Origin of the sequence: Agrobacterium sp. FDAARGOS_525, assembly GCF_003938925.1 — a bacterium.
GTDB lineage: Bacteria > Pseudomonadota > Alphaproteobacteria > Rhizobiales > Rhizobiaceae > Agrobacterium > Agrobacterium pusense.
The window spans coordinates 904,662-931,052 of the sequence record NZ_RKIU01000004.1 but is presented as its reverse complement, the minus strand read 5'-3'; the positions used below and the strand labels follow the sequence as shown (position 1 = coordinate 931,052).

Here is a 26,391-nt window from a genome sequence, read left to right as displayed (position 1 = left end):
CTTCCCGATGGCTTGAGCGCCAGGTAGCGGCAACAATCTCCGCTCTGAGCAAATTCGCGAGCCAGTCAAAAACAACGGGCTTGTCGGCAAGCTTACGCCTCATGATCGTAAGCAGTATGCTACGGCCGGAATCGGCATCGCCAGTCTCACCCAACGACGTCCGCGAACAAGCCATCGACATCTCTTTCCGAAGTCGGTGGTGCAAGCATGTCTCGCGACAATGATCGCTTGCGCTCAAGCAAATCGTGCAGTTTTTGGTCGAATGACCCTTCTCCATGTGTGGGGTGGATCGCCATGGGCAGGTGAATGGTGACATCCTTGGTTTGGCCGATGCGGAAGGCGCGGTCGTTGCATTGGTCTTCGACCGCCGGGTTCCACCATCGGCTGAGGTGGATAACATGATTGGCCGCCGTGATCGTGAGGCCGATTCCCGCAGCTTTCGGTGAGAGGATGAGGAGATCGAAACCTGTGGGTGCTTTTTGGAAAGCGTCGACGATCTCCTGGCGCTGTCGGCCGACCATCGTTCCATTGATGACGGGTGGCCGCGCAGGGAGATTCAAATGTTCCGCGATCGCTGCTGCAAACGTCTGCTGCATGGCCCGGTCCTCAAGAAACACAAGCGCCTTCTCCGACCGGCCGCGGATGTCTTCAAGAAGGGTGATGGCCTTCTGCACTCGAGCAGAACTGTTGATCCACGACATGCGCCACGCCGCATCATAAGCATTGGCCGCGCCTGTGCGATCAGGATGCAAGGATATGCCGCGGAGCAGATGGAGGGTCTCCAGCATGCTCTTGCGGCTTTTCGAGCCTGCCTTTGCAGCCGCGACGGCTTCATCATAAGCCCTTGCCTGGCTCGCGGGCATTACGACCGAGTATGGCATGATATGCTTGGCTGGCAGATCCTTTGCGACGTCATCCTTCATACGTCGCAACATGATGGCTGGCGCATTGCCCTGAGGCCGATCCATCTTCGCTTTGAGTTCCGCAAGCGCCTGCGGATCTTCATCGCCATACGTGCTGGAAAAGCTCTTGAGATCTCCCAGATAGCCGGGCGCGATCCGATCCATAATGCACCATAAATCCTCCAGCCGGTTTTCGATCGGTGTTCCGGTCATGCCGAGAACAAAGTCGATGTTCATTGTCTTGGCGGTGTGGCTGTTGATCGAATCGGGCGACTTCACTTTCTGCATTTCGTCGAAGATTGCGATCGAATAGGCGATGCGCGCAAAGCTTCGGTGATAAAGGGCCAGTGTCTCATAAGTGGTGAGGATCCAGTCTGCTTGTCGAATATAGTCGACATCGAGCGCGTCCTCCTCGGTCCATCCGGTGCTTTTGCGGGTCTTGAGTGCTTTTAAGCCTGAGCCGAATGCCTCGACACAGGAACCAAGCTTTCCCGGCTTGAGATGAATGCCAGCCTCTTTTTTCCAGTTGTCAAGAAGGGACGTCGGAGCAACGATTAGGATCGGGCCCTGCAGCGCCCGATAGGCACCTCGTCTCGCCGCCATGTTGTCCCTGATCCAGGCGAGAAACGCGAGCGCCTGAAATGTTTTGCCAAGTCCCATGTCGTCGGCGAGCAGCGCACCGGGCCAGCCTTGCGTCCAGCAACTGCAAAGCCAGTCAAAACCCTCAAGCTGATGTTGCTTGGGCTGTGTGCCGTTTATGCTCTGCGTTGGAAAGCCGTTGGGGATTAGCCTGCTTCGTTTCGCCAATCTGGATTGAAAATCGAGCTCCTCTAAATTTTGCCTGATGATCAGGACGTCATTGTCCGGATCCTCGCGGGGCGCCCTGTCACCCTGCGGCTCGCCGGAATAGGACACCCCGTCTTCATCGAGCCTCGTGAGCATAGATCGAACATCCGTGGTTGGATAAAGCTCTTGCTCGAAAGTGATCTCCTGGGAGCGGTCCTGCTCCGCCTGGTCACATAGAACCTGTAGCTCCTCGATCTTGTCCGGAGTGGCATTGAGCGTCTTGCTGCCAATCCGAACGACGAAATTTTCCGGCAGCCATTGGTTGGTCTTTTTCTTGATCCAGGGCAGGCTTGGTTTTTGCCACAGGCCCAAGCCTTCGATCCGATCGGAATATTGTGCCGTCTCGACGAACAGGCTGGACGCGAGCACGTCGCCGTCATCGCCCAGCGCTGCTGCGATACGGGTACGCGGGTTCTTCAGGAACTCTCTGCGGGTCTCGGCCGATGCACCACGCATCTGTTTGACGACGTCAAGGGCGGTGCGCAGTGTCGGCTCCAGCAGAAGGTATGTGTTCCGGGCAACCACGTAAGCCGCTTCGGTCCTGCCGGGGCGGGAGAGTGCCTGTTCGTAAAACGTGTCCTGGAGGATTGGCGGCAGCAGCGCATCGGCATCGTTGCTACGCTTGTCAGTGTCCGAAGCCCAAGCCGCGGCATCGTCTCCATCGGTTTCCGGCGCATCATTGCCATCATCGACCTCGCCACGCTCAGGTTCGATCGTCCGCGACATCAGCACCGGCAGGAAATCGGTTCCATGAGCGGTTTCACGGACATCAAGGCCGAATGCGCCGGCCTGATAAATTGTCAGAGAACCCACAAGCTTGTCGGCCTGCACATCGCTGCCAAGATAGGTCTTCAACTTATCCTGAATCTGCTGCCAGAAAGGAAGACGCTCGGCGAAGGGTTGGCCGGCGGAATTGTTGTAGTCTCGGGCTGCGACGTGGATTTCATAGAGCGGACGAGACAATCGGGCCCACTCACCGTCCACGCGAAGGAAGGGGCCTTGAAAGTCCGGGGTGATCGGCCGCGAATTCTGGTCCTGCCAGTTCAGGAGGAGGGTACTATCGGAGTTGTCGATTCGACCGCGCATGGAAAGGCTGACCGAAAGACCAATCAGTTTGGGCACGCCCAGCATATCGGCCTGCGTCGCCGACAAAGACAAGATGAATTCCGGCTTCGCGAAGAGACCATCACCTGATGAAACGAGGTCACCGGCTGCGACCGCATGGGATAGAAAGCGAAGGCCGTGATCTCCAGCGGCAGCCTTGTCGCCCCACTGCTGATAGGGAATTACCTTCTTGCCGAGCAGGCCCCGCTTTTCAAACTCGATAAGAGCGCCGTTATGCTGCGGTGTGCTTTTGAAACTCATTATCGGCCCTTCACTCCGTAGTCGCTCTCCTGCAAACGGGTGTTCGTCATACGATAAATTCGCTCAGCGACAATTCGCTGCCAACTGTAGGTTTTGGGCGAGCTATGTGTTTTGACGAGATAGCGCGAGGTTTCGATATCGTCTTTCGAAATTGTCACATCGTCCGAACTATAGCTTCTCTGATAAAGCTTTGGCGCGCCGCGCTCGGACGCATCGGACCAAATGTTCACCTTTCCATTGTGGCTCCAGTCGGCGACAATTCCTTGACCGACCTCGAGGAGAAGCACTGCGTGTGTGCGCTGGATCTGTTTGGAGCCAGCACTGACAAATGTGGCAAAGTCCACGTTCTTGCCAAAACGACTACGCGCCAATTGGGCACCATCCTCCGCGAAGATCACCCATGCGCCCCTGATGATGCCTTTCCTGTGTGCGGCTTCCCAGAACGCGCGTCGATATCGCCACATCTGAGCGTCGTTCGGATCCTTTACGGTGAGCCCCACGATATCAAGGAATTGCCGAAGCGACTGCTCCGTTAGCCAGGAGATGATCAAGGCCTTGATGTGCGGAAAGCGTTCCCAGCGGCCGGGATAGGTTCGCGGATCCTTGAAAATCGAAACAATGAAATTCAAGAAGAGATCTTTAATCGCCTTCTCGGGCGACTTGCCGAGGAACGGTTTGATCAAGGCTTCGGCTATCTCCAGATCAAGTCCCTTAAAGACAAGCTCGTTCCGGCTGTCGAACGCGTATGATCTGACCATCTCCAGGCGCCTCATATGGTCGGGCTCCGCGCCGTTGCCGAGTTGCACCAGCAGGTTTCGGGTGATCGCCTCCGTGAAGCCGGACTGCGCGTCGAGCGCACCAAACCCGAGAGATCGCATCGCGTCGGAGGGCGACATAGCCTGCCGCAACGCTAAGGCGGCGATATTCTTGGGGCCAAGGAGCGGATCGTAGAGTGCGTAGTCTTTTTGATATGATGCGAACGGCTCGCCCCAGCGAACACTGCCTTGTTGCAGGATGGAACTGATGGCCTCAAGTCCCGGCCTGTCTTGTCGAAACTGTATCAAATAGACTGTAGCGAGCGTCCTGAAGAGCTTGCGCTTGTCGCTCCGATCCACTTCGTCGACAATTCGCCTCAGCACTGCGGGTTGGTCGGCCAGCGGCGTCCTAGCCTCCCACAGGCACCAAATAGCGTCTCGAAATTCCTTCGTCGACAAGGCATCGCCTGCCTGCAGCATCGGTAGCAGCCGCGCTGCAATTTCATTGATGGATGCCAAGTCACGCTTTGCACGATCATCAATGCCGGTTGCGCCAATTGATCGTGCTGCTTCATGCACGTAAGTGTGTTTGGGTATCACGTCATGCCCGGTCAGCCCCGACGCGCGAGCTGACATGCCTGTGCAAGCTTCGCGGAATAGCCCAATCATCTAAGTGTCGCCGCCTCCCGCAGTTTCTCTATCTGTCCCTCCATGTCGTCGGTGAGACGGAGCACGTCCTTCAGTCTATCGGAAGGGTCAACCTGCATGACAAAGCGCATGTCGATACGCCGGTTCTTCTCCAAGGCCTGTTGTGTGATTTCAACGCCTTGCGCAGGAAGCTCAGTTCCCGGTATCGGACGCGTCGAGGAGTAGCCTGAGACAGACAGGATTTCTTTCTTCTCCGGGTTCCTAAGCCCTCTCAGCGAGGGCTCGAAGGCAGTCAGAGTTCGGTAAGTCTCGACAGCCCGTTCGGTCGATAGCTGCCAATTCCGGCTATCACCGGCCGCGGTCTCCGATCCCTGTCTGTCTGTGTGCCCCTCAATGAAAACGGTGTCGATTGCTGCGCCAGGCGCAAGCTGTTTGCAATCCGTGGCCTTACTTGAAACGACGCAACTTGTGTATCGCGGCAATACTCGCGCGAGCACTGCAGCGAGCTTTCGAACATTGTCTGCAGCTTGGGCGCTCAAGTTTGACTTGTCGGTGGCAAAGCGGATTGCGTTTTCCGTCAGACGCAGAACGCCGTTTTCGCGATCGATCTGAACGTCGAGGCCCGTGGCCTTCAGCTCGCGCTCAAGATCGTTCAGCAATGCGGTCCGCTCGCGCTGCGACTGGCTGAGATCCTCAAGTTCTTCGTTTATCTCGGATCGCAAGCTATGGAGCTGCTCGCTTACCTGCCTGACCTTCTCCAGGACTTCTTCGATCTGCACTTTCGATTTATCGGCTTGCTGTTCGGATTCGTCTGTCTGCTTCTGAAACTGCAACGCGAAAACCATCAGCATGATGATGAAGATGAAAAGGATGCCGACCATCATGTCGGTCATCGACACGAAGTAATTTTCCTCTTCCTCTTCGACCGCCGGTTTGTCGGCGGCATCGTCGAATGCCAGCATGGCTCACTTACTCCGCCGCAGGCCGGACAGCCGATCGCAGGTCCGAGATCGAGCCGGAGAATTCGTCGAAGGAATCGCTCATTTCCTTGACTGAAGAGGACAGCGTATTGACGGCATTGGCGAGCCCGCGATCGATGTCGGTCGCATAGCGGCTCAACGTATCGCCCTGCCGCTCCGTTGCGGTCGCGAGGTCGCTGACCGATTTCGCCAGCGCTTCGTCGATGCGGGCGAACCGTGCTTCATAATTGCTCCAGATCGCGGCCATGCTCTCCGATTGTTCACGCAGGGATCCGTTCAGTTGCTGTGACGCTGCCTGGCTTGCAGCGAGTGCCTCGACTGCCAAGCGAAGCGAATTTTCGAAGCTCGACGTTGCCGAAGCGATCTTATCGCCAGACTGTAGTAACGGTGCGGATGCGGAGCGAATATCGGTTGCCGTCTTTGAAAACGCATCGGAGACAATGCGCGTTTGTGACGTGGCTTCCCCAAGGACACTCGCCTGTGACGAAAGTGCTGAATTTGATCCGCGCAATGCACTTTCGAAGCGGTCTACTTCCTGACGGATAGTGGCAATTGCCTCGGCAAGGCCTGTCTTGATAGCCTCGGCGGCTCCCACTGCAACTGCGCTGACGGTCGAAACCGCACTTTCCTGCGCCGTTCTGATCTGTTCCTGCGTTTTTGCCACGCCGTCTCGCAGATCGCTGTCGAGAGAAGTCATGCTGCCGGTCAGGGTGCTGACCTGAGTTTCCAGCTTCTCCATGACCCGGCCCATGGCCGCCTCGATCCGCTCCGAAGCGCCGCCCGCGGCGCGCCCAAGCTCCATGTCGACCTGCTCGCTCGCCTTGTCGAATGTGGCCTTCATGGCAGCGAGAATCTCCGCAAGCCCGTCGCGGTTGCGGTTGGCGCCGTCGTCCATTGAGCGGGCGGCGTCACTGACCAGGCGGTTGAGATTTTCCGCTGCCTCGCTCATACGGCGCGCAAAATCCTCTCCCGAACCGCGGACGCCTGTCTGCATGTCGGCGAGGGTTGCCTGCATGGCGCCCAAGGTTTCCGCAAGCTGGCGCAATTCCGTGCCGGCGCTACCCTGGACGCTCGAGGAGAACTGGGCGAGCATGTCGTTGATGCCGCTCTGGCTGTTCTCCGTAATCTTGCCGAGCACACCCGTAATGCTGTCATTAATCGGCGCCATTGCCGACGCGAACGCCGACTGGATCTGCGGCTCCAACTGCCGACCCATTTGGGCAAAGAACTTGTCGCTATTGATTTCCTTGAGTTGGTCCCGCTGTTCTTTGGCTGCTTCTGCGATCTCGATGGCAACCGATTGAGGTGGGACATATTTGAGCCTGCTCTCAGCAGCCTCGCAAAATTTGTGCACGCTGGCCTCGAGCCAGATCGTGTAGACCTTGAAGACGATGGAAAGGAGAAGAGAGCAGCCAAGTCCGGCGATGGATGTGGTGAACTTGAAGGATGCGATTTGCAGCAGCTCGGTCATCGCTACCTGCATTTCGTCCACATTGCCCGCACTCGAGGCGCTTCCTGCTTTGTAGAGGGCCAGGACGATCCCTGCGAATGTCAGCAGCAAGCCGACGGCAACAAAATAGCCGGGAATGCTAGCCATCATCTTCAGGCCAAAAAGACGGTCCCGAATGGTGCCGAAATGGATGAAGCTCTGAGGCCGCACCGTGTTCTTGATGAGCGGCGGCTCACCGGCTGACGGCTTTATCAGGGTCTCATCAAATTCACGCCAGGCGTGGCCAAGCAGCTTGCTGCCTTCCAATTGGTGATAGATCGACTGGTCGTATTCGTTGGCAAAATCAGCCCGTGTTTTTGGGCGTGAGACAACGCGGCGAAGATTGTAGAGCGAGCTGATGATCGCAGCGACGTGCAGCAGCCCGAAAGTCACTATCAAGGAAATGGCCGCAGCGAAGATAAGCGACGCGAGACTGAAGATGAAATCGGTGTTGCTCAGAGCGTCCAGCGCAGCTTTTGCACCATTCGCGCCAACCTGGCCATTCAGCAACGCCAAACCATTACTGATGCGTTCGATGATCAAACCGATATCGAGCGGCGGCAACACATAGCTGAGCGCGAAGACAGTCCCAAGCGCCAATACCCAAAATGCAACCAGTCTTACAAACCAGTTCCAGAACAAACTACCGAGATTCCCCATGCCCCTACCTGCGGTTTCACCAGAGGCTGGTTCGCAATTCGCCCCAGCGCCCGATTTCCCTGAAAGACTGTGCGATGCAAACGCATCAGTTGTTTTTATTCCCGCTAAATGATGCAGTTGTCCAGATTACTCTACTGAAAATTGACGACATAACAGCTTGGTTCACCTCCAAAGCTGCCATCCACGAGGATGCGAGCCATGCGGTGTTTCCTTCAGTATCTTTTCGGAAATAATTTCCGCCATGAGGGGCATCCCGCCCGCCAATCAACCCAGGATGGTTCAGCCGTCTTTACACATCCCGAGCCACCATCCTATTGTCTCCCCAAATGATTTGGGGAGACTGCCCTCGTGGCGAAAGAGAACAATGGTGACCTCGGCTTTACGGCCGAGCTTTTTAAGGCAGCGGACAAGCTCAGGGGCAATCTGGAGCCTTCGGAATACAAGCATGTCGCGCTCGGCCTGATCTTCCTGAAATACATCTCCGACGCTTTCGAGGGTTTGCACGCCAAGCTGAAGGCGGACGAGCATGCCGATGCGGAAGACCCGGAGGAATATCTTGCGGAAAACGTCTTCTGGGTGCCGACGGAGGCGCGGTGGCCTTATCTGCAGGCCAACGCCAAGCGGCCCGAGATCGGGAAGCTGATCGACGAGGCGATGGAGGCAATCGAACGCTTCCCGTCGAACGAGGGTTTGAAGGGTGTTCTGCCGAAGAACTATGCTCGACCGACGCTGAACAAGACCATGCTCGGCGAGCTGATCGATCTCTTTTCCAACATCGGACTGCATGACAGCAAGGACACCGCCAAGGACCTGCTGGGGCGGGTCTACGAATATTTCCTGTCCGGTTTCGCCGGCTCGGAAGGCAAGCGCGGCGGCGAGTTTTTTACGCCCCGTTCCGTGGTGCGAACCCTCGTCGAAATGCTGGAGCCCTATAAGGGCCGCGTCTATGACCCCTGCTGCGGCTCGGGCGGCATGTTCGTGCAGTCGGAGAAATTCATCGAGGAACACGGCGGGCGGCGCAATGACATTGCCGTCTATGGCCAGGAGATCAACCACACCACCTGGCGTCTGGCCAAGATGAACCTCGCCGTCCAGGGCATCGATGCCGATATCCGCTGGAACAACGAGGGCAGTTTCCACCGCGACGAACTGCCGGACCTTAAGGCCGATTTCATCCTTGCCAACCCGCCCTTTAACATTTCCGATTGGGGCGGCGAGCGGCTGGCGGAAGATGCCCGCTGGAAGTTCGGCAAGCCGCCAAACGGCAATGCCAACTTCGGCTGGCTGCAGCACATCATCCATCACCTTGCCCCGCGCGGCACGGCGGGCGTGGTGCTGGCCAATGGCTCGATGTCATCGCAACAATCCGGCGAGGGCGAGATTCGCAAGGCGATGATCGAGGCGGATCAGGTGGATTGCATGGTGGCCCTGCCGGGTCAGCTCTTCTATTCCACCCAGATACCCGCCTGCCTCTGGATTCTCGCCCGCGACAAGAGCGCCAATGGCCACCGAGACCGGCGTGGCGAAATCCTCTTCATCGACGCCCGCAAGCTCGGCTTCATGGTGGACCGTGTGCGCCGCGAGTTCACAGCACAGGACGTCGAGAAGATCGCAGGAGCCTATCACCGCTGGCGGTCGAAGCCGGAAACGCGGGCGAAGAGCGGTTGGGCGGATTATGCGGATGAGCCGGGTTTCTGCAAATCAGCCAGTCTGGAGGAAGTGCGGGGGCACGGTCACGTGCTGACGCCGGGGCGGTATGTGGGCGCGGCGGATTCCGAGGATGATGGAGTTTTGTTCGCTGAGAAGTTTGAAGGGCTACGGGAGACTTTGCTTGGGCAGTTCGCCGAGGGACGAGCATTACAAGAGAAGATCGAGAGCGTACTGCGAGGCATCTCGTGATTTATCCGCGACTTCCTATAGAGCATTTCGTCCGCCTAGGTTCAATTTCGTTGCAGACGGGCCCATTCGGTTCACAGTTGCATTCCTACGACTATGTCGACGCCGGCGTGCCAGTCGTGCCAACTGAGGCAATCCGCAATAGAAGGATCGACAGAAGCAGCCTTCCTCACGTTTCACATGAGACCGCACAGCGGTTGTCAAAACATCAAGTGATCCTGAAAGACATTCTTTTTGCGCGACGAGGAGCGCAGGCGACCGGACAAACTGCTATCGTTCGCCACGAGGACGTTGGCGCTGTTTGTGGCACCGGCGCAATTCGTCTTCGCGTCAATTCGCTTCAAAATGATATCGACGCAACATTTCTTTCTCACTACTTGTCCACGTCTGAGGCCGTGAGTTGGATAAGGGCGCAGGCAATTGGCGCCACAATGCCCAACCTCAATGAGGGAATTATCAAGCGCCTCGCGATCCCTCTGCCAAGCTTTTCCGAACAGCTTCTCATTGCTACGACACTTGACTCGATCGACGACAAGATCGAACTGAACCGGCGGATGAACGAGACGCTGGAGGCGATGGCGCAAGCGATCTTCCGCGACTGGTTCGTGGATTTCGGCCCCACTCGCCGCAAGCTGGAGGGCGCCTCCGATCCCACCACCATCATGGGGGGGCTCGTCCAGGACACCGGGCGGGCACAAGCCCTTGCCGATCTGTTCCCGGCTGCGCTGGGGGATGATGGGCTGCCGGAGGGGTGGAGGCTCGGCGTCGCTTCAGCTCTTGTTGAGTTCAACCCAAAGGAGCCGCTGAAGAAGGGAACACCTGCCCCTTATAGCGACATGTCCTCTTTGCCAACGTCTGGACCATTGGCAGAGCCACCTGTTGAAAGGGAATATGGTTCTGGTATGCGGTTCAGGAACGGCGACGCCCTGCTCGCCCGGATCACGCCATGCCTAGAGAATGGCAAATCGGCATTCGTCAATTTCCTGCCGGACGAGCAGACGGTAGGCTGGGGTTCTACAGAGTTTTATGTCCTGCGATCCAGGAAGGGTGTTCCTGCTCCTTTCGCCTATCTACTTGTTCGACATCCCGAGTTTCGCTCTGCAGCGATTGCAAGCATGACTGGGACATCGGGGCGACAGCGGGCTCAGGTCGACCAACTGGAAGCTTTCCCCTTTGCTGAACCGCCAATGGAATTGCTTGGAGAGTTTGGCAAATTCATCTTGCCTATGTTCGACAAGATCACCGCGAACGGTTGTGAAGACCGGACCCTTGCAGCCACCCGCGACCTGCTCCTCCCTAAGCTAATGTCTGGGGAAATCCGCCTGTCCGAGGCGGAAGACCTGATGGAGGCGGCGCAGTGAAGCCGTCAGCTAAATCGCTATGCAGAACTTTTCTGGAGCTTGGGGATGCCGTCTCCAGAAACCTGCATCTGGCTTACGGATCGGCCATTTCTTACGGCGAAGAGACAATCACGGAGAGCACGCTGCTGGAGATATGGCGTCGCCACTCAAAGATAGTGAAGATCCGAACGTTCACAAAACGACAGGAGGCACGCAACGGTGCCGACTGGGAATGGCACCTGATAGGCCGTAAATATACGCTGAAGATGCGGGTGCAAGCAAAACGCCTGCCAAAGAATACACTGCAGTTTCCAGGACTGTTTACCTACAAGGCGAAGTCGGCACCGCATCCGCAGGTTGATGTGCTAATCGCAGAAGCCAAGCGCGATCGATTGCTGCCCATCCTGTGCTTTTACTCAGAAGAGAGCGCGAAGTCGCGTTGGCGAAAATCAGCCATGCCATCACCTTACGAGGCGGGATGCTTAATCGGCCCCGCTCGCACAATCAAGAGACATGGCCATCAAGATCTTGCCTCGTTGGAAGCGCGATGCGTGCCTTGGCATTTCCTGGTTTGTTCGCAGCAAGGCAGAAGTCTCTTCATTCCAAGTGTAGGGAAACTGAATGGCCAGACACCTATGCGTGACGGGACACTTCCTCCCTATATCGTTCCAACCGATGGATATTTCTCTCGGCCTATTCGAGAGCCAGAGGGCGAACACGGTCCAATAGGATTGGTGACAATCGATTGTCGAAATCCGTGAGCCGGCTTGCCACCAACGAATTTTGATTAAGGATCAACTCGCATCATGAAAATCAACAGCATTCTGGAAAAGATCGACGAACGGCAGCTCTTCGTGCCGGCGTTCCAGCGCGAATATGTCTGGAAGAAAAAAGACGCCAAGCTGCTGATCGACTCGATGATCAAGGGCTATCCGACAGGCACCATCCTGACTTGGGATACCAACCAGCCGCCGGAGTTAAAGGGCGAGCACGTCTATGATCCGCTTCAGGGAGCCATCAAGATCCTGCTGGACGGTCAGCAGCGCGTGACGACGCTTTACATGCTGATCCGCGGCGAACTGCCGCCTTACTACACGCTCGAGGAGATCACCGAGGATACCCGCGGGCTGCATGTCCACGTTCAGACGCGCGAGGTCGAATATCGACAGAAGCGCATGGAAAACGATCCGCGCTGGATCAACCTGACCGACATTTTCAAGAAGAAGGTTCGGGCCAAGGACGTTGATAAAGCGTTGGGGGAGGCGGGACGGCAACTCTCAGATGAGGACTATGACCGCATCGACGATACGTTCGCCGCGGTGCAAGGCATATTGGACCGGGACTTCCCCGAGCAGAATATTCCGATCAAGGCGTCACTGCGTGAGGCCATCGACATTTTCTACATCGTCAACGCAGGTGGCGTGGCGCTGACGGACGCAGAACTCGCGCTGGCGCAGATCTCAGGATACTGGCCACAGGCCCGCGAGGCCTTCAAGAAGAAGCTCGATACCCTGAAGGCAAACGGCTTCATCTTCAAGCTGGATTTCATCGTCTACGCGCTGCTTGCCATTCTGCATCAGGGCGGCTCCGACATGCGCAAATTGCATTCGGCGGAGAATAACGATGCGATCCGCGGCGTCTGGAAGGCGCTTGACGGCAAGGTCTTGGACTATGTGGCGAACCTGCTTCGCGGCCATGCCTTCGTCGATCATACTGACGAGATAAACTCGATCTATGCGGTCATCCCGATCGTAGCCTATTGCCACCGAACGAACTGCAATCTCAGCCATAACGACATCCAGAAAGTGGTGAAGTGGTTCTACTATTCCCAGGTTCGCCGGCGCTACGTCAGCCAGCTTCCGCAGAAGCTGGATCATGACCTCAAGATCGTCGCGACATCAGAAACGCCCTTTGATCGATTGCTGGATGTGATCCGCGAGGATCGCGGCGGCAACATCGCGATCACACCGGACGAGTTCGTAGGCAGCGCCGTGCAAAATCCTCTGTTCGGCCTGTTGCGCTGGCATCTGAAGAGCAGAGGCGCAAAGTGCCTCACGACAGGCGTCTCCATTCACCAGCCGATGGGCGAGAAATACAAGCTGGAATATGATCACATCTTCGCCTTCGCCAACTTGAAGGCAGCCGGATATGGCCAGGAGAACAGGCTCCGCTATCAATTGGCGCAGGAACTGACAAACCGCGCCATTCTGACCCAGACCGCCAACCGATCCAAAGGAGCGAAGGAAACAGAGGCCTATCTGTCCGGCGTCGCGGAGAACCAGCCGAAAGCGCTTGGCTTGCAGCTCATCCCGGAGGATCGGGAACTGTGGCAGATCGACAATTACGAGCTCTTCCTCAAGACGCGCCGTAAAATGCTGGCGGACAGCTTGAATACCTGGCTCGAGGCTCTGGCAGAGACCCATGCCGTTGCCGAAAAAATCTCGCTGGAGGACTTGATCGCGGAGGGGGAGAACGAAGAGGTCGAATTCAAGCAGACCCTGCGCTGGGATATCAAGCTCGGCACCGTGAACAAGGAACTGGAAGGCGTGATCATGAAAACGATTGCGGCTTTCGCGAATGCGCATGGCGGCACGCTCCTGATCGGCGTTTCCGACAATGGCGAGATCACGGGTCTCGACAATGACTACAAATCGCTCAACGGCGGCAATCGCGACAAGTTCGAACTCCATCTCAAGACGCTGATCATCAACACCTTCGGAGAGGCCTTCGCAGCAACGAAGGTCAAGCTTGCCTTTCCCGAAGTTGATGAGAAGGAGATCTGCCGGGTCGACATCCTGCCTGCCAACAAACCGATCTACATCAAGCTGGCCGACAAAGGCGGCGCTGTGCAGGATCGGTTCTACGTCCGTAATGGCAATTCCTCGCGCGAGATGACAGGTGACCAGGCGATTGCCTACATCAAGGAGCGCTTCGTCTGAGTTAGGCGGCGGGGGGAGCCATGGAAGACATTCTTTATCAGCAATCTTCGTCATCACCTTCGGGCTTTTCCGAAGGCCTTGTTGAAGAAGTCGTTCTCTCGACCTTCCAGGAGCTAGGCTACCTCTATCAGCCTTCGCAGGTCATTTCCCCGGATGGCTCGGCTCCAGCCCGTCTAGCCTATGGCGATGTGCTGCTTTCGGATGTGCTGGCGGTTGCCGTGGAGCGATTGAACCCGAACATTCCCGCAGATGCCCGCGACCAAGCCATTCGCCAGCTTTCCATCAGCGAAACGCCATCTCTGGTCGAAGAAAACCGCCGCATCCATCGCCTGATCACCGAGGGCGTCGATGTGGAATTCGGCATTGGCGATGGGGAGGTGAAGGGCGACAAGTTGTGGCTGATCGACTTTGAGAAGGCTGAGAACAACGACTTCTGGGTTACCAACCAGTTCACCGTGGCCGAGGGCAAGTACACGCGTCGCCCGGACGTGATGGTTTTCGTCAACGGGCTGCCGCTCGGCATCATCGAGCTGAAGAACGCGGCGAGTGAGAACGCCACGATCCATGAAGCCTATAACCAGCTCCAGACCTACAAGGAGCAGACCCCGTCGCTGTTTCGAACCAATGCGGTGATGGTGGCGTCCGACGGTATGCTGGCGCGGATAGGCTCGCTGACGGCCGATGAAGAGCGTTTCATGCCTTGGCGGTCGGTGACCGGCGCCGACGGGGATTTTACGCCTCATGGTCCCTATGAGATGGGCACGCTGCTGCGTGGTGTCTTTGACAAGGAGCGCTTCCTGGCCTTGATCCGTGACTTCACGGTGTTTGGCGATAAGGGCGAAGGTCCGTTCAAGATCATTGCCGGTTACCACCAGTTCCACGGAGCCCGCAAAGCGATCAACAGCGCGATTGAGGCGGTGAAGCCGGAAGGCGACCGCAAGATCGGCGTGATCTGGCATACGCAAGGCTCCGGTAAAAGCTTGCTTATGGCTTTCCTGGGTGGCCTTATCGTCCGCTCCCGTGAGCTCGAAAACCCGACGTTGATCGTGCTCACCGACCGCAATGATCTCGACGACCAGCTCTTCGGCACCTTCAGCCTGTGTAAGGATCTGATCCGTCAGACGCCCGAGCAGGCGGACAGCCGGGACGATCTGCGCAGGCTTTTGAACCGCGCCTCTGGCGGCGTCATCTTTACCACGGTGCAGAAGTTCACGCCGGAGAAGGGCGAGGAAGTCTTCCCGATCCTGACCGAGCGCCGCAATGTCATTGTCATGGCGGACGAAGCACACCGCAGCCAGTATGGGTTTGACGCGAAGCTTAATCGCGAGACGGGTGAGCGCCGCTACGGCTACGCCCATTACATCCGTCAGGCTCTGCCGAACGCGTCGTTCATGGGCTTTACGGGAACGCCGATCGAGGCAGCCGATGTGAACACACCGGCCATTTTCGGTGAGTACATCGACATCTACGACATCAGCCGTGCGGTGGAGGACCGGGCGACAGTACCGATCTATTACGAGAGCCGCCTCGCTCGCATCGAACTGAACGAGGATGAAAAGCCGAAGATCGACGCCGAGATCGAGGCTATGCTCGAAGACGAGACGCTGACCGAGCAGGAGAAACAGAAGGCGCAGTGGGCAACTGTTGAGCGGCTGGTCGGCTCCAAGAAGCGTCTGGCTCAGATTGCCTCCGACTTGGTCGAGCATCTGGAAAAACGTATTGAAGGTCTGCCGGGCAAGGCCATGGCGGTCTGCATGAGCCGGCGCATCTGCGTAGACCTCTATAACGAAATCGTCGCGCTCAGGCCCGACTGGCATTCCCTTGATGACGACAAGGGCGCAATCAAGATCGTGATGACCGGCTCGGCGTCCGATCCTCTCGATTGGCAGCCGCATATCGGCAACAAGAAGCGCCGCGACTATCTCGCCAAGCGGGCGCGAAAGGTCGATGATCCGCTGAAACTGGTCATCGTGCGCGACATGTGGCTGACGGGGTTCGATGCGCCCTGCATGCACACGATGTATATCGACAAGCCGATGCGCGGTCATGGGTTGATGCAGGCGATCGCCCGCGTCAACCGTGTCTTCAAGGAGAAGCCAGGCGGCCTCGTTGTCGATTACATCGGCATCGCCACCAACCTGAAAAAGGCGCTTGCCCAGTATTCCCAATCCGACCGCGACAAGACGGGCATTGATGAGGAGGAAGCCGTCGCCGTCCTCCTGGAGAAGTACGAGATCGTCCGCGGTATGTTCACTGGGCATGACTACAGCCTAGGTGTCACGGGCAAGCCGGTTGAACGGCTGAAGGCGCTGGCAGACGGCATCGACTGGATCTTGAAGTGGCAACAGGCGGAAGCAGCAAAGGTCGACAATCCGGAGGCCAAGAAGCAGGCGCATCGTCGTTATCAAGATGCGGTTCTGGAGTTGAGCAAGGCCTATGCCCTCGCCTCAGCCAGCGATGCGGCAACCGAGATCCGCGATGAAGTGGGCTTTTTCCAGGCCGTTCGCGCCGCTCTGGTGAAAACGACCGCAACCGGGAAGATGTCCGACAAGGCCAAGTCGCTCGCCGTGGAGCAGCTTCTCAACCAGGCTGTGGCAAATGCCGAGATCGTGGACATTTTGAAAGCGGCCGGCCTGCAGTCGCCCGACATCTCCGTTCTCTCTGACCAGTTCCTGATGGACGTCCAGAAGATGGAGAAGAAGAACCTCGCGTTAGAAGCACTGAAGAAACTTCTGAACGGGGAGATCAAGAGCCGCTCCAAGACCAATGTCGTTCAATCCAAGACCTTTTCACGACGCCTTGAGGAGGCCGTGGCCCGTTACCACGCCAATGCGATTTCGACGGTCGAAATGATCCAGGAACTGATCGCACTGGCCAAAGAGATGCAGGCGGCGGCCGCACGTGGTGATGAGCTCGGCCTCTCTCCGGAGGAGATCGCCTTCTATGACGCGCTGGCTGGCAATGAGACGGCCGTCGAGGTCATGGGCAGCGAACAGTTGCGTGTGATCGCCCACGAATTGGTCGAGAACATGCGGGGCTCAGTCACCGTTGATTGGCAGCACAAGGCAAGTGCCCGTGCCAGGATGCGCATCTTGGTGAAGCGCATCCTTAAAAAATTCGGATATCCGCCGGACCTGGAGCAGGAGGCCGTGCAGATGGTTCTCGCCCAGGCCGAGCTTCTGTTGAAGGAAATTTCATTCGGCCATGGAAAGTGAGGCGCGGAAATCATTTCCGCGCCATCATCCCTTAAACACCCCCCTGCGGTGATACTGCAGAAACTGCGAGTGTGGCCGTTCCTCGGGGCGTGACGGCACCAGAAGGCGTCGCTCCGGATTGATGAGGCGGGTGATGGTGTCCGGAACGCCGCCGCTGGCGATCAGCAGGTAGTAATCGTCATCGACGGAGATCAGGCCGCGATCGAACATCCAGTGCACGGTGCCGGAGAGCGCGAGGCCGTTGCGGACACTGTCCGGGCCGCGGTCGGCGACGGGGCGGATATGGGCTGCCTGAACCTCGGAACGGCCGCCGCCATTGATCAGCTTGAGGCCCGTGACGGCGCACGTATCGTGATAGGCCGCCTTGATAGCCACGGAAAACGCGCGCTCCCGGAACGGACGTTGCACGATCTGGGAGACGATCCGGCGGTCGATGCTGTCGATCTCGTATGGCATCTGCGGATTATCGCCAAAGCCGAGGCGCGCTTCTTCGGCTGGATCGGGCGCTGGGCGTTCTCTAGCTCGCTTGCCGAGGACGTGGGCGAAGCCAGCGGCGAGGATCAGGTCATACTCAGCGTCGGAAATGTTGCGCACGGCACGCCCGAAGGCGCCTTTGTTGGTTGAGCCATCTTCTTTGCGAAGACCGCTCTCATAATAGTGGTCGGCCTCCTTGAACGGCACGGCATGATCGAAGTGCAGAAAATCCTCAATCAGCGCATAGAAATGGTCTGCCTTCGACGGATCCTCGATGATGTCGGTGATCCTGGCTGTTGCGAAATATGCCTGTTTGCCGCCCGTCTTCATCAGGTCGCCGCTTGGCCGTCGTGGCTCGTAATAGACGATCCAGTCACCGCGCGCGGCCTCGACCTGACGCAGATATGTGCGCGGGTGTTGGTTTCCGCGCAGAAGTGAGCCGGTTTTTCCACCGAGAAGTGAGCCACCTCTAAGTATGGTTTTCTGATCAGGCTTTGGTCAAGGGATTGGCCTTTTCTCCTCTCTTCTGTGCTGCTGCGGCCGAGCTGGCCTTGAAGCGGAAGCTGTCGTTACCGGTTTCCAGGATGTGGCAACGGTGGGTCAGGCGATCGAGCAGAGCTGTCGTCATCTTGGCGTCGCCGAAGACGGTGGCCCATTCGCTGAAGCTGAGGTTGGTGGTGATGACGACGCTGGTGCGCTCGTAGAGCTTGCTCAACAGGTGGAAGAGGAGCGCTCCGCCTGAAGCACTGAACGGAAGGTATCCGAGTTCATCGAGGATCAGCAGATCGAGACGAACCAGCGTCTCAGCGATCTGACCTGCCTTGCCTTTAGCCTTCTCCTGCTCGAGCGCATTGACCAATTCGATGGTCGAGAAGAAGCGGACTTTTCGGCGATGATGCTCGATAGCCTGGACGCCGAGGGCGGTCGCCACATGTGTTTTGCCTGTGCCCGGTCCGCCGACAAGCACGATATTCTGCGCCCCGTCGATGAACTCGCATCTGTGCAATTGGCGCACCGTCGCTTCATTGATCTCGCTGGCGGCGAAGTCGTATCCGGAGATGTCCTTGTAGGCAGGGAAGCGGGCAGCTTTCATGTGATAGGCGATGGACCGGACCTCACGCTCAGCCATCTCGGCTTTCAGCAACTGGGACAGGATCGGCACGGCTGCATCGAAGGCCGGAGCACCTTGCTCGATCAGGTCCGTGACCGCTTGAGACATGCCATACATCTTCAGGCTACGCAGCATGATGACGACGGCGGCGCTGGCCGGATCATGACGCATGGCGACCTCCCACGATCCTGACACGTAGGCCATCGTAACGTTCGACGTTGGCCTTGGGTTCACGTACCAAGGTCAGCGCCTGCGGCGTGTCGATGTCGGGGCCGTCGGTCGTTTTGCCGTCAATCAGCATATGCAGCAGATTCAGCACATGCGTCTTGGTCGCCACGCCTTGATCCAGAGCCAGTTCCACAGCCCTGACGACAACCTGTTCGTCGTGATGACGCACCAGAGCGAGGATGTCGGCCATCTCCCGATCACCACCGGCACGGCGAAGCATCTGGTCTTGCAGTTGTCGAAAGGCCAGCGGTAATTCCAGGAAAGGCGCACCATTGCGCAGAGCTCCGGGTTTGCGCTGGATGACCGCAAGGTAATGCCTCCAGTCATAAATCGTCCTCGGCGGCTTGTCGTGGCTGCGTTCTATAATCCGCGGATGTTCGCAGAGGATATTTCCCTCGGCTGCAACGACCAGCCGCTCGGGATAAATCCTCAGACTGACAGGACGGTTCGCAAACGATGCCGGCACGCTGTAACGATTACGCTCGAAGGTGATCAGGCATGTTGGTGAGACACGTTTGCTTTGCTCGACGAAGCCGTCAAACATGGCGGGCAATGCCATTAAAGCAAGCTGTTCATCACCCCAAACATCCGCGATCGAACCGGGCAGACTCCCGTGCGCCGTGTCCCGCCATAGGTCCTGGCAATGCTGCTCCAGCCAGACGTTCAAAGACAGCAAATCCGGAAAGTCAGGCATCTGTTGCCACAGCCGCGGCCGAGCATCCTGAACGTTCTTCTCAACCTGACCCTTTTCCCAACCCGCGGCGGGATTGCAGAACTCTGGTGCAAAGACGTAATGGTTCGTCATCGCGAGGAAGCGGAGATTAACCTGTCGTTCCTTGCCGCGGCCGACGCGATCAACTGCGGTGCGCATGTTGTCATATATTCCCCGCGCGGGCACCCCACCAAACACCCTGAAGCCGTGCCAATGGGCATCAAAAAGCATCTCATGCGTTTGCAGCAGGTAAGCCCTGACCAGGAAAGCCCGACTGTGCGATAGCTTGATATGTGCGACCTGAAGCTTCGTGCGCTCGCCGCCGATCACGGCATAGTCCTCACTCCAATCGAACTGGAATGCTTCGCCTGGGCGGAAAGACAGCGGGACGAATATGCCACGGCCCGTCGTCTGCTGCTCACGTTGCCGGTCAGCCCGCCAATCACGGGCGAAGGCGGCAACCCGACCATAGGAGCCGGTAAAGCCGAGAACCACCAGATCGGCATGAAGCTGCTTTAGAGTTCGACGCTGTTTGCGTGACCTCCCGGCCTCGGTCTTCAGCCAAGCCGCCAGCTTATCGGCAAAAGGATCGAGCTTGCTCGGCCGTTCCGGTATCGTGAACGTCGGCTCGATCGTACCGGCGTTCAGATACTTCGCGATCGTGTTGCGCGACAGCCCGGTGCGCCGGCTGATCTCCCGGATCGACTGCTTCTCACGCAGCGCCATCCGGCGGATGATGTTTAAAAGTCCCATGTGGATCACTCCGTTGCCCCCGTCGCTCACCGCGTTGGGGGAAGGTTCACATGGCTCAATTCTCAATGGAAATTATGCGCCTAACCGGCTCACTTCTGCGTGGAAACCAACAGGCTGATGCTGAAAAGCCGTTCCCGCTTGAAGTGAATGGCGCGCGGGGCGAAGTCGGCCTGTTCGTTGGCAAGGTGCCGCTGGTTATCGTTGCCGAGATGGGCGGTCTTGCCGCTGTGTCTTCGCGCCTTTCCTGCAAGAGCATGTCTGATCTGTTTCTTCGCCTTTCAGGTGTCGAGCCGGCCGCTACTGTGGCCGCACTCGACCTCCTTACCGTGCGCGGCGATAAAGTAGCTGCTATTGGAGCGCTGAAGCTCAAGCACTTCGGCGCCGTCGCCAAGGCGATCTCTGAGGCGTTGTCTCATCATTTCGATGAGGACGACGAGGGAAACGGGGAAGCCGCTCAAAAGGCGGCATAGAAGAACCTTTCCCTTGGCGCGATTGGCAAAAGATCGCATTCGGCGGCCTCGGCTGGACCCCAGGAATATTCTGGGCGTCTAGCTTGACCGAGTTCACCCTTACGGTGAAGGGCAAGGCCGAAGCGAACGGAGCCAAAAAGTCCGTGGCCCCACCATCTGACGAAGAGATGGATGAGTTGATCAAGAAGTATGGTGGTTAGGCTGGTTTCAGCTTGACCGCTGTACCCGTGGCGGCAACGAAAAGGATGCCACCGGTGCCGCCCGTAGCAAGTTGGTTATAATCGAGGTCGACGGAGATCACCGCATCAGCTCCGACCGCGTGAGCTTCTGACCTGAGTCCGTCCAAACACGCGAGACGTGCCTCCTTGAGGGAGGCTTGAGATGCATTTGACCGGCCGCCCACAAAGTCCCGCCAATTGTTGGCCACATCTTTGAAAATGTTCATGCCGAGGGCAGCTTCGGACGCGACGATCGATATGACGCTGTCTACTTCACGGTTGGGCACGTCAATCGAAGTCGTCATGATGATCGACTGCTTTTTGGCGTCGCCGTCGCTCTTCGCGACAGCTTCTCCACAGTCAACGCAGTGGCCGTCCTTGTCGCCCAAATAATAGTCCGTCCCGCATCGCTTGCACTTGGGCATATCCATCCTTCTCGGCTCGCCATTGGCGGGCTTTTTCACGTTAGGACACCGACTTGGCCGGCAACAACAGTGATGATCTGATTATCTCAATCAGCACCGATCTTGCAACCGTAAAGCGTGCGCTAAATCGGCTGGTGTCGGACGTAGGCGCAGCATCCAACGGCATTGAGAAACGTTTTGCCGCTACCGGTAAGTCTATCAACAATTCGCTCACCACCTCGATGCAGGATCGCATCAACAGCATGGTGGGGATAGGTACGACGGCAGCAAAAGAATGGAACGGGGTTCTCGCTGATCAGCAGAAAGAGCTTGATCGCCTCCGCGCCAAATACAGCCCGTTGTTCGCAACAATTTCGAATTATAAGAACGCGGTCGCCGAAATTCGGCAGGCCCATGCCGCCGGCGCAATTTCTGCCAACGAGATGGCGTCTGCGATTCAGAGGGAGCGACAGGCGGCGCTTGCGTCGACCGCGGCCATCAAGGGTCGCAATGCCGCTCTGAAGGCTACGGTCACGACGAGCAGCGGCAACAGCTTCAATACCGCAAACATTGCCGCTCAGTTCCAGGACATCGGCGTGACCGCAGCGATGGGGATGTCTCCCATCCAGATCGCCCTGCAGCAGGGCACCCAGCTTTCGGCCGTCCTGCAGCAAATTAAAGATAGCGGGCAGGGCGTCGGCCAAGGTCTCGCGGCAGCTTTCGCGTCGGTTATTTCTCCGTTGTCGCTGGTAACGATTGGCGTCATCGCCGCAGGCACAGCGGCATTTCAGTATTTTTCGACGATTATGAGCGAAGGCGATAAGTCAGCCGAAGTGCTCAAAGAGCAAGCTGCGCTAATTGCTGCCGTCGCCGAACGCTGGGGCGATGCCGTTCCCGCTTTACGCGACTACGCCGACCAGCTGAAACGGGCGCAAGACAATGCCGACCTCACCAAGGGCGCCGACATTGTAAATACCAACACGCTCGCTGACGTCCGCAAAGAGGTCGAAAGTACGCGCGCCACCATTGCCGATCTGGTTTCGCAACTTCAGTCTGCAGGTGAAGAAGCTGACGTTATCAAGAACCTCCAGTCAGCATTCAATGACTTCGCGAAGGCTGCCGAAGAAGGAAAGGCACAGACTGAAGATGTCGACCGTGTGCAGGCCGCTCTAAGTGCGGCGATCAACAGCACCGGCATCCCCGCGCTCGCTGAGTTCGCCAAATACTTCTCCACACTGTCGGCGGCAGCGCTGACTGCCGCGGATAGCGTCCAAAAGGTCAATGAAGTCACATCTGTTGCGACCTCCAGGATCAATGATCCGAGGACGTGGCGCGGAGCAGGCCAGCAAGATTCCCAATTCGGCGCTGACGCCACAATCCAAGGAACGCAGTTTCCACTACCGGATAGCGGCCCTACACCAGAACGCCGTCCATCCGATCTGGATACAGACAAAAACAGAGGTTTCGGTACGCCGAAGCGGGCACGGGCTCCCAAAAAGACCGCGTCTGACCGCTTCGCAGAAGACCTTCAGGCTGTCCGAGATAGGACTGAGGCGTTGCGCCAGGAAATGAACCTTATTGGGTTGTCCAATGAGGCTCAAGTTAAGCGCCGTACAGCGCTAGACCTGGAGCAGAAGGCGCTGGCCGACCTTCGCGAAGAGGCTCGCAAGAAGGGCGAAAAAGACCTCGAAAGCATCACGCTGTCGCCCGACAAGATTGCTGCAATCGAACAGGAGTCTGCCGCATATGCTCGGCAATCCGAAGCGCTTAGGAAAGCGCAAGAGGAACAGCAGAAGCTGAACGAGTGGAACAACGTCGCGAGAGACGCAACGCGCGGATTCATCGACGATTTGATCCATGGCGAGAGTGCCGCGGATGCATTTGCTGGCGCTCTCAGCCGCATTGCAGATGCCCTCCTGGACGATGTGCTCAATAGCATCTTCAAGGTCAACAACGCTGCTGGTGGCGGTGGCGGGTTCTTGAGCGGCCTATTCAGTCTGTTTGGCGGTGGGGCATCTCGGTATGCTGGCCTGTCAGGCGGGCTTTTCTCAGAAGGCGGCTTCACTGGTCCAGGCGGCAAATACCAACCTGCTGGCATCGTGCACAAAGGCGAGGTCGTTTGGTCGCAATCCGACGTGGCGCGGGCCGGTGGAGTAGGGGCAGTTGAAGCGCTGCGCAAAGGCTACGCCAACGGCGGCCCAGTCGGGATTTCCGTCCCTAGCGTGCCGAGCTTGCGATCGATGTCGGCGCAATCTGCGGGTGTCGTCGTCAACTTCAATCCAGTCGTCGACAACCGCGGCGCATCTGTTGAAGCCGTCGCGCGGCAGGAAAAGGCGCTGGCCAAGATGCAGGGTGAACTGCAAAGCCGCGTTGAGGCCGCCGTTCGGTCGGCCCAGAAACGAAACGTGAAGTTGGGGTAGGGCGAAGGGATAGTCTGTACACACGTAAGAGTGGTTTAGGACTCGCGTTAAGAGTGATTTTTTGATTTCAATGCCTCTGTAAACGGGGCGGGGAATCATGGCCGAAAATTCAGATCACTTGGACAAAGAAACATCGGTGTCCGTCGCTTACACCGACAACAGTATCAAAGCTGGCGCTAAAAGCAGATTTGTCGCGGCGATCGACAGGCTCGGCGGTAGCGTGGTGGATTCCGCGAACGCTGCGATAGAGTCGTACGCCGAAAAGCGGCGCGCAAAAACGAGAGGTGAGGTCAGGTTGATCGAGGCCATTACCGACTACGGTGTAGCTCAGCTTGGTGCCAACCCGCAAACTGCGGAGAGAGCCTTCCAACGGCATTTTCGTAAAGTCATCTCGCAGCAGGAAAATATCGACCACGTTTTGCTGGAGGCTAAAGCCGACCTCGAGTTAAATCCGCCAGCCGCCGATGATCCAGATCAGACCCAAGAGTTGTCGGAAGAGTTCATGGACCGCTTCGAAGAGTACAGCTCGACAGCGACCACTGAAGAGTTACGTCAGCGATGGGGTCGCGTCCTTGCATCAGAGGTTCGGAAGCCGGGCACTTTCTCAGGGAAAGTGTTGCGTGTGATAGATGAAATGGACAGCAACACTGCACACCTATTTGAGGAGGCATGCAAGGCTAGAGTGGACAACCTGATAATCAAGTGTGTGTCAGGTTCATTGCCATTCTTCACAACCGCGTCCTTTACGAGCTCTGGCTTGATGTTAGAGGCCGGGTTGGGGCAGAGCTTAGCGATGAAGAAAATTGAAGCCCCAGACATTGGCGAAATGTGGGGACTTGCTACGGAATGGGGGCTTATTGGGCTCTCTACGAATCTCGCCTTAAAGAATGAGTTCGATGATAACGCTTGCCTGCGACTTGAAAGTGGAACGCCCCGCATACCCGTTTATGTCCTAACCGACGTCGGAAAAGCAATTGCGTCGATCCTGCCAGATAATCAGTCAAAAGTATTCGAGCGGTATGCCGAAATTCTAGAGGCAGAAAGAGTTTCTGATTGGATCAGGAGATACAAACCAAACGGAAAAGGCGGGTTTTCCCTCGTGTCTGAAACCCGTTTCTAAGAGCATTGTTGCAAAAAGTCGGATTAGGCGCGTAAGCCACCCTTTTCATAAGCCCTCCTCCACGTCATCGGCTCTTTGCATCATCGGCTTTAACACCTTGAGATTCATTGACAGTCGGTGCGCTTACGCAATGCCGGCGATGGATTTTAGACTCGTAGTGGGTTCGTTTCTCCCCAAAAGAAAAGGCCTCCCTGTTTGGGAGGCCTTGGCAGCCTGCTTTAGGCGGCTTTCTTCGCAGCCGACGTCTTGTTGATTGACGTGACGGCGAGGTTGGTAAGCTTGTTGTTCGTGGCCTTTTCTTGGTCGAGGATTTCGCTCAGTATCTTGTGCGCTTCGTCGTGGCCGAGATCCTTGGCCCATTCGCGCAGAGATCCATAGCGAGCGATTTCGTAATGCTCCACGGCCTGGCAAGCTGCAAGGAGTCCTGCGTCGAGCGCGGTTCCCTCGGCTTCTTCCATCAGCCCCTCGGCTTCCTTAATCAAGCCTTCAATGGCATCGCATTTTTCGCCCGAAGCCTTCTTTCCGATGGACTTGAAGACCTGATCGAGCTTCTTGATTTGATCTTTCGTCTCGGCGAGGTGATCTTCGGCGGCCTTCTTCAACTCGGCGCTTTTTGCGGCCTTTGCGACCTTGGGCAGTGCCTTGGTGATCGCGTTCTCAGCGTAGTAGACGTCCTGCAACGTGTGCTCAAAAATCTCCGCAAGCGTTTTCATGGCTTCCTCCGGTGGTTGATTGCACCGGTGAAATGCGCGGTTGCGACCTTTGTTCCTTTGCGACCCCTAAACGGCGGAACCACAATGACAATCACATACCCGCTCCCAACTTCGTTTTTCGACGAGTTCCCAGGCTGGTCGACGGAGTTCAATCTGCTTTGGCGACAAGAACAGTCGCGCACAGCAGGCGGCCAGACGGTCGTCAAGGACATGGGCTCGCCGCTGTGGCAGATGACGGCACAATCGCGATCGATGAAGCCGAACGAACTGGATTACTGGCGTGCTCGGCTTACAAGCTTGGAAAACGGGCTCAAGACGTTCCGCGCATTCCCGAAGTCTCGCTGTTTTCCGGTGGCGTATCCGAATGGCAGTTGGCCAACCGGCGGAGCATTCGCCGGGGTGGGGCAGGTCGCCACGATTGCGAGTAACAGCAAGGCAATCTCGCTATCGGGCCTGCCTGCTGGCTACAAGGTCTCGGTAGGCGATTACATCCAGATTGGCGACAAAGACCTTCACATGGTCATGGAGGCCGTGACGGCCAGCGCAGGCGGCGTGACAACGCAGTTTGAGGTTCGCCCGCATCTGTGGCCGGGGGTAGTGGCGCCTGTAGCCGCTACGCTAGTCAAGCCTTCCTGCATTATGGCGATCGTGCCTGGCTCGATCTCGACGACAGCCGACATGGCAACGGGTCGTGGGACGGTCACGTTCCAAGCGATTGAAGCCCGCTAAGGGA

At 57.3% G+C, this 26,391-nt stretch carries 19 protein-coding genes; 10 read left to right on the top strand and 9 right to left on the bottom strand.

Going from position 1 to position 26,391, the window contains the following annotated elements:
• Nucleotides 1-146 precede the first annotated feature (146 nt).
• From EGT36_RS20655 to zorA, 4 genes are all read right to left on the bottom strand, one after another.
• Nucleotides 147-2,879: a DEAD/DEAH box helicase gene (locus EGT36_RS20655; RefSeq protein WP_172965682.1), complete on the bottom strand. Its 2,733-nt coding sequence runs from the start codon at nt 2,877-2,879 to the stop codon at nt 147-149.
• Nucleotides 2,880-3,112: 233 nt separating this feature from the next.
• Complete coding sequence (locus EGT36_RS20650; RefSeq protein WP_125270957.1) at nt 3,113-4,537, bottom strand: EH signature domain-containing protein; 1,425 nt, start codon at nt 4,535-4,537, stop codon at nt 3,113-3,115.
• Complete coding sequence (locus EGT36_RS20645; protein WP_125270956.1) at nt 4,534-5,478, bottom strand: OmpA family protein; 945 nt, start codon at nt 5,476-5,478, stop codon at nt 4,534-4,536. Before EGT36_RS20645 ends, EGT36_RS20650 begins: the two co-directional genes overlap by 4 nt.
• Nucleotides 5,479-5,485: 7 nt before the next feature.
• The gene (gene zorA, locus EGT36_RS20640; protein ID WP_125270955.1) at nt 5,486-7,645 is read right to left on the bottom strand and encodes an anti-phage ZorAB system protein ZorA; all 2,160 of its coding nucleotides are present in this window, start codon (nt 7,643-7,645) and stop codon (nt 5,486-5,488) included.
• Between the two features lie 348 nt (nt 7,646-7,993).
• Between zorA and EGT36_RS20635 the strand changes: the two genes are divergently transcribed.
• From EGT36_RS20635 to EGT36_RS20615, 5 genes are all read left to right on the top strand, one after another.
• Complete coding sequence (locus EGT36_RS20635; RefSeq protein WP_125270954.1) at nt 7,994-9,544, top strand: class I SAM-dependent DNA methyltransferase; 1,551 nt, start codon at nt 7,994-7,996, stop codon at nt 9,542-9,544.
• 77 nt (nt 9,545-9,621) lie between these two features.
• Entirely contained in the window at nt 9,622-10,902 is a 1,281-nt protein-coding gene (locus EGT36_RS20630) for a restriction endonuclease subunit S (RefSeq protein WP_210211235.1), read from the top strand.
• Nucleotides 10,899-11,642 (top strand): DUF6615 family protein, encoded by a 744-nt coding sequence (locus EGT36_RS20625; RefSeq protein ID WP_125270952.1) that lies wholly within the window; start codon nt 10,899-10,901, stop codon nt 11,640-11,642. Before EGT36_RS20630 ends, EGT36_RS20625 begins: the two co-directional genes overlap by 4 nt.
• A 45-nt stretch (nt 11,643-11,687) precedes the next feature.
• Complete coding sequence (locus tag EGT36_RS20620; protein WP_125270951.1) at nt 11,688-13,820, top strand: GmrSD restriction endonuclease domain-containing protein; 2,133 nt, start codon at nt 11,688-11,690, stop codon at nt 13,818-13,820.
• Nucleotides 13,821-13,840: 20 nt separating this feature from the next.
• Nucleotides 13,841-17,035 (top strand): type I restriction endonuclease subunit R, encoded by a 3,195-nt coding sequence (locus EGT36_RS20615; RefSeq protein WP_125270950.1) that lies wholly within the window; start codon nt 13,841-13,843, stop codon nt 17,033-17,035.
• A gap of 24 nt (nt 17,036-17,059) precedes the next feature.
• Here EGT36_RS20615 and EGT36_RS20610 read toward each other — a convergent pair whose 3' ends face one another.
• From EGT36_RS20610 to istA, 3 genes are all read right to left on the bottom strand, one after another.
• On the bottom strand, nt 17,060-17,839 hold the full coding sequence (locus tag EGT36_RS20610; protein ID WP_125270949.1) for an HNH endonuclease: 780 nt from the start codon (nt 17,837-17,839) through the stop codon (nt 17,060-17,062).
• A gap of 157 nt (nt 17,840-17,996) precedes the next feature.
• Nucleotides 17,997-18,791, bottom strand: coding sequence for an IS21-like element helper ATPase IstB (gene istB / locus EGT36_RS20605; protein ID WP_125270475.1), 795 nt, complete (start codon nt 18,789-18,791; stop codon nt 17,997-17,999).
• Nucleotides 18,781-20,313: an IS21 family transposase gene (istA, locus tag EGT36_RS20600; RefSeq protein WP_125270476.1), complete on the bottom strand. Its 1,533-nt coding sequence runs from the start codon at nt 20,311-20,313 to the stop codon at nt 18,781-18,783. Before istA ends, istB begins: the two co-directional genes overlap by 11 nt.
• 50 nt (nt 20,314-20,363) lie before the next feature.
• Here istA and EGT36_RS20595 point away from each other — a divergent pair, with 50 nt between their 5' ends.
• Together EGT36_RS20595 and EGT36_RS31340 are read left to right on the top strand one after the other, a co-directional pair.
• The gene (locus EGT36_RS20595; protein ID WP_286084233.1) at nt 20,364-20,783 is read left to right on the top strand and encodes a hypothetical protein; all 420 of its coding nucleotides are present in this window, start codon (nt 20,364-20,366) and stop codon (nt 20,781-20,783) included.
• Nucleotides 20,780-20,983 carry a phage tail assembly chaperone gene (locus EGT36_RS31340; protein WP_125271429.1) on the top strand — a complete coding sequence of 68 codons (204 nt, stop codon included), beginning with the start codon at nt 20,780-20,782 and terminating at the stop codon, nt 20,981-20,983. Before EGT36_RS20595 ends, EGT36_RS31340 begins: the two co-directional genes overlap by 4 nt.
• On the opposite strand, the gene EGT36_RS20585 is transcribed toward EGT36_RS31340, so the two are convergent.
• The gene (locus tag EGT36_RS20585) at nt 20,980-21,465 is read right to left on the bottom strand and encodes a YbjQ family protein (protein WP_286084232.1); all 486 of its coding nucleotides are present in this window, start codon (nt 21,463-21,465) and stop codon (nt 20,980-20,982) included. The two genes, EGT36_RS31340 and EGT36_RS20585, sit on opposite strands and share 4 nt — an antisense overlap.
• A 14-nt stretch (nt 21,466-21,479) precedes the next feature.
• Between EGT36_RS20585 and EGT36_RS20580 the strand changes: the two genes are divergently transcribed.
• Entirely contained in the window at nt 21,480-23,825 is a 2,346-nt protein-coding gene (locus EGT36_RS20580) for a phage tail length tape measure family protein (RefSeq protein ID WP_125270948.1), read from the top strand.
• A 97-nt stretch (nt 23,826-23,922) separates the two neighbouring features.
• Nucleotides 23,923-24,945 (top strand): DUF2806 domain-containing protein, encoded by a 1,023-nt coding sequence (locus tag EGT36_RS20575; protein ID WP_125270947.1) that lies wholly within the window; start codon nt 23,923-23,925, stop codon nt 24,943-24,945.
• Between the two features lie 218 nt (nt 24,946-25,163).
• Here EGT36_RS20575 and EGT36_RS20570 read toward each other — a convergent pair whose 3' ends face one another.
• Nucleotides 25,164-25,658 carry a YciE/YciF ferroxidase family protein gene (locus tag EGT36_RS20570; RefSeq protein ID WP_111788264.1) on the bottom strand — a complete coding sequence of 165 codons (495 nt, stop codon included), beginning with the start codon at nt 25,656-25,658 and terminating at the stop codon, nt 25,164-25,166.
• Nucleotides 25,659-25,742: 84 nt separating this feature from the next.
• Here EGT36_RS20570 and EGT36_RS20565 point away from each other — a divergent pair, with 84 nt between their 5' ends.
• Nucleotides 25,743-26,387 (top strand): hypothetical protein, encoded by a 645-nt coding sequence (locus tag EGT36_RS20565; RefSeq protein WP_125270946.1) that lies wholly within the window; start codon nt 25,743-25,745, stop codon nt 26,385-26,387.
• Nucleotides 26,388-26,391 lie beyond the last annotated feature (4 nt).

Bases quoted from the DNA above. Each gene is read 5' to 3' on its own strand.
- EGT36_RS20655 (WP_172965682.1), bottom strand. From the start codon at position 2,879: ATGCTGGGCGTGCCCAAACTGATTGGTCTTTCGGTCAGCCTTTCCATG.
- EGT36_RS20650 (WP_125270957.1), bottom strand. From the start codon at position 4,537: ATGATTGGGCTATTCCGCGAAGCTTGCACAGGCATGTCAGCTCGCGCG.
- EGT36_RS20645 (WP_125270956.1), bottom strand. From the start codon at position 5,478: ATGCTGGCATTCGACGATGCCGCCGACAAACCGGCGGTCGAAGAGGAA.
- zorA (WP_125270955.1), bottom strand. From the start codon at position 7,645: ATGGGGAATCTCGGTAGTTTGTTCTGGAACTGGTTTGTAAGACTGGTT.
- EGT36_RS20620 (WP_125270951.1), top strand. From the start codon at position 11,688: ATGAAAATCAACAGCATTCTGGAAAAGATCGACGAACGGCAGCTCTTC.
- EGT36_RS20615 (WP_125270950.1), top strand. From the start codon at position 13,841: ATGGAAGACATTCTTTATCAGCAATCTTCGTCATCACCTTCGGGCTTT.
- EGT36_RS20610 (WP_125270949.1), bottom strand. From the start codon at position 17,839: ATGAAGACGGGCGGCAAACAGGCATATTTCGCAACAGCCAGGATCACC.
- istB (WP_125270475.1), bottom strand. From the start codon at position 18,791: ATGCGTCATGATCCGGCCAGCGCCGCCGTCGTCATCATGCTGCGTAGC.
- istA (WP_125270476.1), bottom strand. From the start codon at position 20,313: ATGGGACTTTTAAACATCATCCGCCGGATGGCGCTGCGTGAGAAGCAG.
- EGT36_RS20595 (WP_286084233.1), top strand. From the start codon at position 20,364: ATGGCTCAATTCTCAATGGAAATTATGCGCCTAACCGGCTCACTTCTG.
- EGT36_RS20575 (WP_125270947.1), top strand. From the start codon at position 23,923: ATGGCCGAAAATTCAGATCACTTGGACAAAGAAACATCGGTGTCCGTC.
- EGT36_RS20570 (WP_111788264.1), bottom strand. From the start codon at position 25,658: ATGAAAACGCTTGCGGAGATTTTTGAGCACACGTTGCAGGACGTCTAC.
- EGT36_RS20565 (WP_125270946.1), top strand. From the start codon at position 25,743: ATGACAATCACATACCCGCTCCCAACTTCGTTTTTCGACGAGTTCCCA.